This is a genomic window from Cryobacterium lactosi, assembly GCF_004403945.1.
GTDB classification, from domain to species: Bacteria; Actinomycetota; Actinomycetes; order Actinomycetales; family Microbacteriaceae; genus Cryobacterium; species Cryobacterium lactosi.
On record NZ_SOHM01000007.1, the window covers coordinates 239,584 to 251,397 of the forward strand.

At 61.3% G+C, this 11,814-nt stretch carries 8 protein-coding genes; 1 reads left to right on the forward strand and 7 read right to left on the reverse strand.

What is annotated here, in order from left to right; genetic code table 11:
* Window positions 1-4: 4 nt before the first annotated feature.
* From E3T61_RS03115 to E3T61_RS03140, 7 genes are all read right to left on the reverse strand, one after another.
* Entirely contained in the window at window positions 5-199 is a 195-nt protein-coding gene (locus E3T61_RS03115; RefSeq protein WP_134639433.1) for a hypothetical protein, read from the reverse strand.
* Window positions 200-796: 597 nt separating this feature from the next.
* On the reverse strand, window positions 797-1,324 hold the full coding sequence (locus E3T61_RS03120; protein WP_134639434.1) for a hypothetical protein: 528 nt from the start codon (window positions 1,322-1,324) through the stop codon (window positions 797-799).
* 1,445 nt (window positions 1,325-2,769) lie between these two features.
* Window positions 2,770-3,525 carry a hypothetical protein gene (locus tag E3T61_RS03125; RefSeq protein WP_134639435.1) on the reverse strand — a complete coding sequence of 252 codons (756 nt, stop codon included), beginning with the start codon at window positions 3,523-3,525 and terminating at the stop codon, window positions 2,770-2,772.
* A gap of 458 nt (window positions 3,526-3,983) precedes the next feature.
* Entirely contained in the window at window positions 3,984-4,223 is a 240-nt protein-coding gene (locus E3T61_RS03130) for a hypothetical protein (protein ID WP_134639436.1), read from the reverse strand.
* A gap of 161 nt (window positions 4,224-4,384) precedes the next feature.
* Entirely contained in the window at window positions 4,385-7,480 is a 3,096-nt protein-coding gene (locus E3T61_RS03135; RefSeq protein WP_134639437.1) for a hypothetical protein, read from the reverse strand.
* 1,561 nt (window positions 7,481-9,041) lie between these two features.
* Entirely contained in the window at window positions 9,042-9,203 is a 162-nt protein-coding gene (locus E3T61_RS21830; RefSeq protein ID WP_166793126.1) for a hypothetical protein, read from the reverse strand.
* A gap of 597 nt (window positions 9,204-9,800) precedes the next feature.
* Entirely contained in the window at window positions 9,801-10,631 is an 831-nt protein-coding gene (locus E3T61_RS03140) for a metallophosphoesterase family protein (protein WP_134639438.1), read from the reverse strand.
* Window positions 10,632-10,837: 206 nt separating this feature from the next.
* Between E3T61_RS03140 and E3T61_RS03145 the strand changes: the two genes are divergently transcribed.
* Entirely contained in the window at window positions 10,838-11,545 is a 708-nt protein-coding gene (locus tag E3T61_RS03145) for a hypothetical protein (protein ID WP_134639439.1), read from the forward strand.
* The last annotated feature ends 269 nt before the right edge of the window (window positions 11,546-11,814 follow it).

Below are 11,814 nucleotides of genomic sequence, written 5' to 3' on the forward strand. Positions count from 1 at the left end.
ACGCTCAGTTCCGTGATTGGTCAGCCGCCTGACATGCCTGCCTCAGCTCAGGTAGGGTTTCGGCGATCGCCGCCAGGACCTTCGCTTTGAGTATCGGGTATGCCTCGTGCACGCCAAACTGGCCGTAGATGGCGGCCAGCTGCTCCTCGTAGCCATCCATGTGCTCATGCCTGAGCCAGTTGACGGTGATGCGGTCCACGAACGCACGGTCTGAGTGGATGCCCGCATCGCCTTGCCGTCCTCGGTCCCTCGCACGTTCGTTGTACGAGGCGACCGCGGCTTTCCGGGCTTGGCCAATGCTGACGGGTGGAACGCTGACCTGCAGCTGCCGGATGTGCTCGAGGAGTTGCTGACGTTTGGTGTCTGCTGCCGCCAGCGCGGACTTACTGCGGACTAACGATTTGGTGGCGAACGCGCAGAACTCTCCCGTACGCTTCAACAGCGTGAATGCGGGTGACGGCGAACATTTTCATCGGCGCCGCGCGCTTGCTGTGCGGGTTGTCCTTCGTGTAGTCAGGCGCCCCGAGAAACTTTGTGACAGCGGTGAGCGTCCACCCGGGCCTGGCTGCGACGGAGCTCTGCGACAGAGCGCCCAGGCTTAGGCGGTGCTTGCCACACAACTTGCAGACGGCGTTCGGTTGCGTCGCCGAATGCGCCCAGATGCTGCGTTCCGCACGGGTCGAGTACGCCACTTTCCCGCACACAGCGCTGTGCGCTGTGAACAGGTGGGCGACGCCAGCGCCGTCTGCGCGGGTACGCCAGAAGACGGGTTCAAGCCCGTGCATGACGGTGGCCGTCATAGCCGCATGGCACTCGGTGAGACCACTGCTTCGGGATCGGGCGGCACCGGGTTCGCCCGCATTCGGCTCACCACATCGTCGCGAACCATGGCCTTCAGTAGCTGGGTCATAAAGTGTCGGCGGCCGTTCCACGCAGCCTGAATCTCAAGGTCGTACGCGAGCATGTCCGCGGGACCCGCGAACAGACGGTGCAGGATCGGCGCCGCCAACTCGCTGTCGAAGGCCGCGTATACCGCCCTCTGCCGGTCGAGGTATTCGGTGGCGTGCTGCGCCATCTTGGCCATGGTCAGTGTGTACCGGAAGTCGTGCACTGGGATACCCCAGTTGCCGGGCTGGTCGATGGCGAACGTCGGCTGGAAGTGCTCGTCGCACGTGACGAGCATGTCGGCGCCGTCCAGCGCCAAGCTCAGCTGCCGGCGGGCTGCCCGGTTGCTGTCGGTCCAACGGCCGGCGTACGACTCGAAGACCAGCTCGTCGTTCGAGGTGATGCCACCACCGACAAGACAGACCGCGGCTGCACTCACGAGCACCCGTTTGTCAGCTGTCAGCCGAGAGCGACTGTCAGCCGCGTGCGGGTATGCACGGTCTTGAGATTGTCGCAGAGAGGACGGCGGCGGCCGAAATCATGATGGCGACGCCAGCCAATAGGGTGACGGGCTCAACGGTCGTCCACTGCGATTCGGGGGCCCGAGCATCACTTGTGCCCGGCGCCCAGAGGTTTGGTCAGCCGGGCGCTAGTAGGGCTTCCGAAGAACTACGCACCATCGCAAATACGCGGGATGTTGGCATTCCCACATATGCAAGTGGACCCGGCATTGCCACAAATACAAGTGGACCCGGCATTGCCACAAATACAATTGGACCCGGCATTGCCACAAATACAATTGGACCCGGCATTGCCACAAATACAATTGGACCTGGTTATGCCACAAATACAAGTGATGTCGGCATCGTCACGAACAGGGGCGGAGTTCTGACTGATCTCGCCACAATGGGGTTCGGCGTTCGTTGGGGCGAGGAAGGACCAGGCTCGGCCGCACCTACACAGCGGGCAAGCTAGAGCGACTCGCGACAGCCGTGGTGTGGCTCCCAGTATGCGCAGGCTGTGCGCAGACGAGTCATTGACCTCTGCTAGTCCGCTGCTCCCAATCTTTCGAGCATCGACCGATCGGGCGTTAGTAGTGCTTTTCTGCAAAAGCGGGGGTAATAATCTTGGGGGCATAGTGAGAATGGGCTGAGTCGGAGCCCGTCTCTTCCGTGCTTGTGCTCTGGCGGTCGCGACCAGGACTCCCCCCGCCGGGCCCGCGAGACGCTCCCAGAATGTCCGAACATCGGCCCGGGCGCAGGTCAAGCGCCGGACAAAGACTAAAAGTACGAGATTCGGCCTTGCATCGTCTCAAGACAAGATGTGTGACTGTCCAAAGCGTCAAGCCTTAGGGTCTGGCAATCGTGTCCAGATAGTCAGGTCGATTTCAGGACCAATTGTGAGTAAGGGCGTTGGCCGCCATCCAGGACCAGAAGTACGAGAACAGGCCAACCAGACATGCGAGATTCGGCCATCGGGACCAAGACCAGATGCACGAAAGCCGTCTTCTTCCAACGGTTCAACGGCCGCAACGGCTGTTTTGGGGCACCGGCACCGTTGGTACGAGATCTAAATGCTTCGAGGGGCCGCTCGTACACTTGGTCCCACACGTCTCGTCCATTCGGCCAATCCAGTGCGGCGCTTGAGGCAGTGTCATTAGGTTTCGAATATTTGGTCTTGCTCCACTTTCAATCGGCAGCCCTTGTATCTGGTCCACCTGACCTCGGGTTCGAACTCTCGTACATTGGGTCTCGTCGAGGGAGCCAAACGCGCCGCGACTGGAGGGGCCATCGGGCCCCGTCCTCCGCCTCCCCCGACGCGCAGCTCCAAGCCGAAGAAGGGCCGGCACTCACCGGACTGCAACCCGTTACTCCCATGCACGCGTCAGTCGTCGATGTGAGCGAACACCTTGGAATTCTCATCCAGTCGCGCGATCCGGTCAAAGGTCTCGCAAGTGTCGATCCCTGCCAGCCCAAGCTTCCTGTAGAGATCGCTCCTCGCGCGGCTCGTTGCCCCCGCCGCGTCTCTCCAGCTGGGTGCCCAGAGCTCAGTTCCCCACCTCACCCGAATGTCTTCCTTCGCCTCGTCGTCATGCGGTACCGAATACCTCTCTGGCGAGCCGCTAGCCGACACTACTGGCTGCGGCGGGGGCGGGGGTTCGTCAGTGACCTCGTTCCGGGCACGCTCGAGTTGGAGTTCAGGCGGGCTGTGTCGTTCCTCGCGGAACTGACCCCGACCATTGCGTGGGTGCGCGTCTGCATAGCTGATGTAGGAGTGCATGCCATCTACGTGTGCGGCATCAAACGACCTGGGAACGTGGCCCTCCTTGCCCACCCTTGATAAGGCCGCGGACACTGCGACGTGGGCAAGATACCGGTGACCGCTGTAGCGCTCGGGTAGCAGCACTCCCCCGTACATTTCCAGTTGCCAACCGGGATCTTCGTTGAGTGCCCGTCGATTCAGGCTAAGTGAACAGCGCAGGCCAGCGGCGCTGACATGGGTTCCCCAACCGAGCGGCTGCAACCCAGCTCCTTCGACACACTCGTGCAGAGCGGTCCTGCCCTCACAGTGCGAGTACGGTGACAACAACAGGATGACGAAGATGACAGAGGACGGAAGGTCGGCGTAGGATCCGGCCATGACCGATCCGCCGCGTAGCGACACATCGAGGGGGCCATCGCACCCTTGGGACGCACTCGTTGGGCCTTTCTACGACGACCTGGGCGTCGCTCGTCTCCTTCGCATCACCCCGGAGACGCTGTGCCGCCAAGTCGAGAGCGGTGCAGTCCTTTGCACAGTCACGGACGACGGGAGCTCTCTGTACCCTCGGTTTCAATTCCATGCCGGAGAGTTACTGCCGCATCTGAGCGAGGTCCTGTCGGCCTTGCGTCAAGCCGGAGAGGACGATTGGGGCCACGCCCAGTGGCTGAACTCGCCCGTGGACCGGTACGGCGGTCATTCGGCGGCGACGATGCTCCGTGAGGGTCACGCGCAGCGGGTTATCTCGGATGCGCGGCGGGATGCCAAACGCTGGTCGCAGTAGCCGATGAAGACGTTTACGTCAGGAGCCGCAGCTCGCACACAGGCAGCCGAGTGGACTAGACCCGCTCGGAGTGCCCGCCAAAGCCGTAGCCCAGTCCGGTTCGGAATTCATCGAATATGCCGCGCTCCACGTCATCCATCGACGTCCCCGATCCGAGCATGAAGCACCACCGGTCCACGCCGTGGGCGATCTGCTCACCAGAGAGGCCAGGAATGATACGGTCGAGCTCCTCGGCCCGCCGCTTGCGGGCTTCGTCCCTCGAGTCGTCACTCGGCGTCTTGTCGTTGAAGCTCATTCCGCCAGAGTACAGATCCGCTGCCTATCGGGTCGCACACCGCCGACATCGGTGCACTATCCCCTCCCATCGGGCCGACAAAGAAATATCAGCGCGTTGATCAGTTCCGATTCGGATTCGAACGAGACCCAGACAAGCAAACCGATCCCTTGGTCGCCCGTCTAGGCCGAAGCAGGCTCTGGTTCCGCTAGTTCGCCTAGGATCTGATTCAGTTGAATGGGGACACCTCGGCGTTGGCGGCCATTGACCTTGTACTTAATATCGACACGGCCGATTTCCCGTTCGCATTCTGGGTGAGTTAGCTTCTCGCCCCAGACACTTTCCAATACAGCCCTCGCAGAGGATCCCGCGGGCAGAAGCTTCCTGTGGTGGCGCTGCGCGCTGCTGAAGGCATTCGTAGCGTGCAGCATGATCGTGTCGGTGGCGCCCCCACGTGTCTTCTTCAACTCACCGATCGACTCTCCCAGCGGACGCAGAATCCCCTTTCCATCCGGCTGCCAGCCGAGAGCACGATTGCCGAACACGTCACCTTCGGGGAGAGGTGGCAGGTTCGGTTTCGACGCGTTCTCCACGTGCGCTTGGCCCGCCGCGAGTATGTTCCGCACTGCTTCCAGAAAGACAAGGCCTGGTGTCGCACCCAACTGACTACGGAACGACGATGCCGCAAATGCTGCGACCCGCGCGGGAAGGCTGTCACTTCGGCTAACGTCCAGCAAATCCGCCGTCTCGGTGTCGCCGACGAGTTCGGCCAGATTCTTCAACGGATCCAGTCCGAGCATCAGATCAACGGCCATTTCGACATGACGTGCGTCAGATTTTCCCGAGGCCTTCACGCGGGAAAGCACGTCTCGCGCAACCCGAAGGTACTGGTCCATGACCGAGACGTCAGAGCAGCGCTCACCAAGCGTCCCGCCGTCGTATGAAACGCCACGCAGGCTTTCAACCAACGGTGCCCAGCCATCCCGCATGGCGAGATATTGATAGGCCTGGACGGCCGCCACGAGAAGGCGACCTGGCGCACGGTTGTGATCGCGAAATCTAACCATTTGGTCGCGAGCCTCGTCGCTACGGAGGGCATCGGCTCCAAACTCGACGATGATGGCGCGATCACGGACTGAGTTGATGCTGTGCTCGTTTTCTGACGTGACGACGAGGAGTGCGTGAGGTACGAAGAGCTCCCGGGCCTTGAGGTCGACGCCAGATCGCCTTTTGGCAGAGTGGTTGTACACGGAGCGCACGATCTCGCCAATATTGCGCTGTTCCGAATCGTTGCTCTGCCGGCTGGGCGACGGGGCCAGGTCGTCCATGACCCATATGTTGCTCTGTGCCAGAGCCTGCTCGCTTCCAGTCGGAGTGTCCTTCATCGAACCTGGCAGGCTCTTGTCAGTCCATTTCTGGGAATTTTGATGGAAAGCCAGCATCATGGATGCCGTCCAGCTCTTGGCCGATCCTGGCGGACCCTGCAGCCAAATGCTTGTGGTGCAGGTCACGGGCACCGCCGGGCGCATACCCGCAGCGAGCACGACCGCGCCCACGTTAGCGTCCGTCCAAGGCGCATTGTTGATATACGCCTCGCGGACGGCGATCAGGTCGTCGCGCACTTGACGGATCCACGACGGCGACATCACGTCTTCGTTCATGGGCGGCAGACTAAAGCCAGATGATCCTGGGAGGACTAAGTCTGAAACGCCGGCAAGGGTACGCTGCCGATCGACGGAATTCGGGGAGATGATGGTGCGCCCGGAAATGAAAGAACACACTGAGCTGCCCTCGACCGGAACCCAGCCCATCGTCGCCCACCTTACCGATCGCGTAGGCGGAGTCTCGTTGTTCCTCTTGACTGCCTTCAACCAGTCCATGCCTTGCGGTGGCCAATCAGGTTCGGCGAGCAGCTCGTTCGGGATATGGCCCTTGGCTATATCCCATTCCTTGGGCTTGCGCATTAACAAGGCCGCTGGCCCGGTGACGGACGCGGTCTTCACAGTTTCGTCGACTGCCAGCCATTGGACCTCGACTCGGCATGTCGAATCGTGTGGGGGCATTTCGTCGTGGGGACCCGGGTGATCTGAGGCGCCGAAGATTCCAGTGCGGGCCTCTGCGTCCGACGGGATTCGGTGTACCTCGATGGCGGAAACGCGCCCGCCTAAACGCGTCATTATTCTCCACGAGGCAATCTGGTCGGGGTAATGGACAGCGAATAGCTCGACGGCGTTGCCGTCTTCGGTCACCTTCCACTGACCAATAGCCGCATCGGCACGTTTGCGGGCGGGTTTGATAGGCAAGTCACCGCTTCGACCAAGCAATAGGCCTACCGACGAGCCGCTATCAGCAAAGAAACTGACGAGGCCGCGACCCTCGGCAAGAGCAGCATTGCACGCGTGCTCCCCGTTGGAATCGGTGACGGTCAGGGGAGCGCCGCTGTGGGCCGTGGATGCAACATCCACCCAGCGCACGGATGCACCACGACCAGTTAGGAACGACCTGAAGTCTTCCAGGTTCGTCCAAGCGCCCCAGTCCGACGCAGGGTCGGTGTCCAGGGCGAGGACGACCTCTCGACCGCGGAGCTCCAACTCGTCCCAGACAGTTTTTCCATTCCAGCGGTGAGCCCCAACCATGTTGAGAATGGTTACCTGATGCTCTTGAGGGACCCGGAGCATTAGGTCGCGCAGGCGCTGCGCGGCCTCTGCCCGTGATCCAGACACGCCCCTCAGTTCAGCATCCATCCCGTGCTCTCGAAGCAATGCGGTCAGAGCTGTGTCCCCCGCAACTGTCCCTTCAGCGACGAGCAGGTTGGGTGATTGTTGAAGCCACTCGTGCGGCGTGGCGGGGTGCGCATCAAGCACCGACTCGTACCCGGACGCCATCACGTATTCGGTGAGTACCCCGGTCGCGTTCTCGAAGCGAGCTGATGGGCGCAACTGCAAAGCATCGGGCCAGCTGTTGCCGGCTGGCTGCTGCGCTCGAATGAGTTTGCCGACGCTGTACCACGGGATAAACGTGGCCTCATCCTTCGTGTTCTCGAGAAGCAACCGGTGCTTGAGCTGTGATCGGGCCCCGAAGCTGTGGAGCTTTGCGAACTCCGAAACTTCCGAGTCCGTCGCCAAGGTTTGATATCCACGAGCGACAGCAACCAATGGCGCGACGCCCGTTGCCAGCAAGCCTGCGCCTGATGCGGAGAGTCGGGACCCGTATTCGTCTGGATTCCAGTCGTTCGAGGAGTGATTGTTTGGGAGTGCCTCAGGCATCGCGCTCTGCACGCCTTCCTCCATGGTTGCCGGCGGATGTCCACGTACTGGGCTGCATCACCGGGAGACATCAGCGGTTCTGACCCCCACTTCAAGTGTGCCCGATGACACAGGCTCAGCTTCCTGTTTGGCGAATCGGCAGCGGTACCGCCTAGCTTCGCACCGCTCGCTTAAGCTCGCGGAGGCACGTGTCGCGCGCGTCAAACAAGGGTAGTAAGAGTGAATCTGCCCGCCTCGAGAGGCAAATGGACCTGAAGTTCCCACGATTACCGTCCGATTACCAGCCGTTGGTAATCTTTTTTTATCAACAAACATGCTGATCAGGCGCTGTATTTTTAGCGGAACTGACACATGATTACCAGATTACCCGGGAGTGGAGCGTGTACTAGTACCACCAGAAGAGACCTACTCTCCACACAGACAGAAGGCAGCTACGGACTGTATCTCTTGGAGATCCTTATCTATATATCTATTTAGATATTGGTAATTTGGTAAAGAATAGGTAGATAAGGCCTGGATGCCTGTATTTGCAAGGTGTCTGAGGTTCCCAGGGTTTTGGTAATCATTGGTAATCTTGGTAATCGGCAGATTCGCCCCAATGCTCCACTGAACAGAGCGTGTCGCTGCGGCATGATCGCATGGTCGTCGACCATCGGCATCTGCGCCTAGACCGACGGGCTAGTTGCGAACGCCCCGCTGACCACGCGAGACCTGGCAGCGGAGAGAGACTCGATCGCATTCCTTCACGGCTGCATCCTGCAGGTCGAGCACGGGTCAAGGTGCGGTGAGCCCTCCGAGCGCGAGTAGCGCCGCTGTAACGGCCGCAGCCCCAAGCGATGGGTTGGATCGCGAGTCGAAGAGACTATTCAGGGCTCGCGCCACGCAGGGCGCTCCCCCGGGACCTGTGAGCTTGCTGCAAGCCCACTGACCATCAAAGTGGACAGCGGCCTTCCCTTTCCGACCATCGCGTTAGGTGGGCGCTCAGCGCATTTGGCTAGGGCATCCCGTGTCGACAACGCTCAACCCCGCTGACGGAGAGATCCGGAAGATTGGGACGCTCACTGCGGCATAGTTTTGTCAAGGAGAGAGAGCAGCTTCAAACTAAAATGTCGACCCCCCGGCTGTAACCGACGGGCCGACACACCTCTCCTGCTGAAGAATAGTTTGGCGACCGAAACAGAAGAGGACTACTCGCAATTTGATTCCCGAATCGTCGGGAGCCTGTGCTGCACCTTCCGAAGAAGATGACTAAATCGTATCCGTCTTCACCGAGCAGATCTTGACTACCCCGGATCCGGGCGTGTCACGGACCGCAATCGCCGCTGCGCATTTCGCGTCAGAATACTGCTGAAACACTCAGCAATCCAAGACACGCTCCGACCCGGTCCACAAAGCGCTGAGAAACGCCCACGCCGTCACGGATACCCCGCTACCTACTCCCTCCCATTTCTTTCGCGCACATGGTGCTGATCGACTGAGCCCCTGGCGCAACCACCTCTACTGACGTTTTTGGTCGCTAGTGCCACTGCTTGACTGCCCGCACCCAGATGGCGGCGCACCCGAACTGCCGCGTCTAGGCACTCGTGTCCTGCAGCAGCAGCAGCAGCCCGTCGCTCTCATCTCCGGCTTGCGCAAACCACATACCCTCGCCACCGTCGCGGGCGACGTGCGGGCCTTTAGACGGTCCGAAGATCCAACGAACGAAGGCCGCGGTCGCCGATCCCAATCTGGTCAATGGTCGATTTCGTTCTCAGCATTTCGGTGGCGGTGGCGCGCTTACGCCAGCCCCCTGCGTGGATGGCTGAACCGCTGAATTTTGCTGACACGGACGACAGCGCGATGACGGATTGCTGCCGAGCGAAGCCGCAACCTTCCCACGTGCTGCACGTGTAATTGGGTCACGGCACGTGCCGACGTCGCCTTCCGCCGGATCCGCTCGTCCAGCGAGAGTGGCCTCGAGCTTCGACAGCGCGGGCAATCCAAGAGGCCGCTGCGCGAGCTCTGCCGACGAGTAGGAGCGCAACTCATGCCCATTGTGCGCATAGGCCGAGGAATCACCAAGGGAAGTGGACAGCGAACGGACTGGCCCTGTCGACGTGTCTGAGGCCAGTGGCTGCACGGAGCGAAGCTCGCGGATCGCATGCGCGGTGTCGTTATTGGAAGAGGCCCGTTGCCGGTCACGCTCTCGTTCTGGTCGGAACCCGTTCGTCAGCTCGGCTTGTCCGCTTGACCCCCTCAGTCCTCGGCCGCCCGTTCGGTCTGGCGACCGACAAGTCCTTGCTCAGGCCCGCTATCGCGGGCAGTGCAGAACCGCCCGACGATCCGCCTGCCGTCAAAGCTTGCTGCGCTCTCGCTTCCAGGCCCGTGGGTCGCCGAGCCACGTCCATCGCAGGTCTTCAAGTCGCAGGACGGCAAGGTTTCCGTCTTGACCGTCAGCACCCAAGGAGTAGATCTTCCGCCCGTCCTTGGAAGTTCGCTCGTCTTTCAGGTGCAGGTGACCGTGCGCTAAGACCCTGGGACGCAGCGCTTCATACACTCGAGTGACGCGCTCGCGGGACAGCGCAGAGTAGGCAATAGCAGCCTCGTCCCAGCCGAGGGGATTTGACCGGAGAATCCGCTCGACAAGCTCGGTTCCGCCGTCCACGGCTTCGTGGGTGAGCAGGACCTCGGTTGGTCCTCCATCTATCGCTCGCGTGACGTCCGCCTCCGTCGGCACCTCGCTCGGCCACCAGGTCTTGAGCGGCACCCGGTCGTCGCGGTCCAGGGAGGCAGCGCCACCGAATGAGGCGAATGTGCGCCCAGCGAGAGTGAAGCGAAAAGCGCGCGGCAGCACATGTACACGCTCGGCGATCTGTACGGGTCGATTGGGCGACACCGCGAAAAGCGAGTCCAACGACGACCAATGTTCATGGTTGCCAGGTGTGACCAGGACTCGTTCGATACCCGCCGCGCGTGCCCAATACGAGACGGTCTCGGGAAACCCGTGACCGGACCGCTCCCCCCAATACCCGAAGTCACCGAGGTGGAGAACGGTTCGAATGCCCGGCACTGCCCTGCGGAGAAAGGGGAAAACCTGCTGCACCCATCCGATGTTTGCGTGCCAATCCCCGGCGACCGCAACCTGCGTTTCACCCGTGAGGGACAGATCAGGGATGGAGGTCATGATCCATCATCCACTCTGACCGTCCCCTCCGCGAAACGCTGAGGCGCCGACGCCCCGCTCAGTCTGGCCAACGAGGACGATGTCCGGCTCAGCGCCGGCGCCCATCGCTAGCCGAACATTGGCCGTGCCCGGCTTCGAGGAGAGCACTTCGGTCCGGTCGGTGCGAATGACGGACCGCAATGGGCCGGCGCGGCGGAAACACTGTCGTGCGCACTATCCACGCCTATCAGCGCTCCGAGACGATGAGCGGCTTGATGGCCAGATGGGGAGTTCGGTTCAGCACTGAATCGATCGAAGACCACAAGCACGGCGCTCGCTACAGGCGATTGCCATTCAAGTCGGCAAGGCTTGGCACAACCCAGGATGCCTTGGCTAGCTCCGCTCAATCCGGCGTCTTGGGCCTCACCACCAGACCCGCAGTGGGCGGTCGCCGAGTAGGCTGCACGCAAACGATGCCGGTGGAGGGCTTCATGGGAGATCAAGCACGGAACGAGCCGGGACCAACCTCCGCGTCACCCCAACTGGTCCTTAGTCGCAAGGCGACAGCGGCGGCCTGGGCCAGACTCGGAGCCGAGTTCGGCATGCTCACGGATGAGGAGGTCACGAACCGTCTCGGGATTGCCGGCACGTACCGTCAGGGATCGGCCGTGAAGCGAGCGGGTCTCCTCGGCGTATATCGAGACGGTGAATACCGCTACCCCGGATATCAATTCGACGACCACGGCACCGTATTGCCGGTGATTCAGCCACTCCTTGAACTCGCGCGACAGAACGGATGGGACGACGCGAGTGTCGCCCTGTGGCTGATCGGGCCCATAACCAGTTTCGACGGAGAAGATCGACCGGTGGATCATCTTCGGGAGGACCAGGCGTTGCTCGCGGTTGCCCGTAACTCATTCGAAGCTGAATGGTGACCAGTTGAGATCGCATACTATGCGGGTTCTTACCGGGACCACCTCTGTGAATGACCCGGCCCTCGTCACCTCGGGTCGATAGCGGAACGCGTGCCGACCGCTGAAGCCCAAGTTCGAGCTGGCGCGATCCGAGGCCTGCCCGAAGTGTGGACACCAACCCATGCGAACGTGCAAGGACATGTCAGCGGCTCGATTTACTCTTCCAAATGTCGAACAAAGATTCGATACTGGAAAGGTGAACAATGGCACCGAGCTTTTGTACCGGCTGG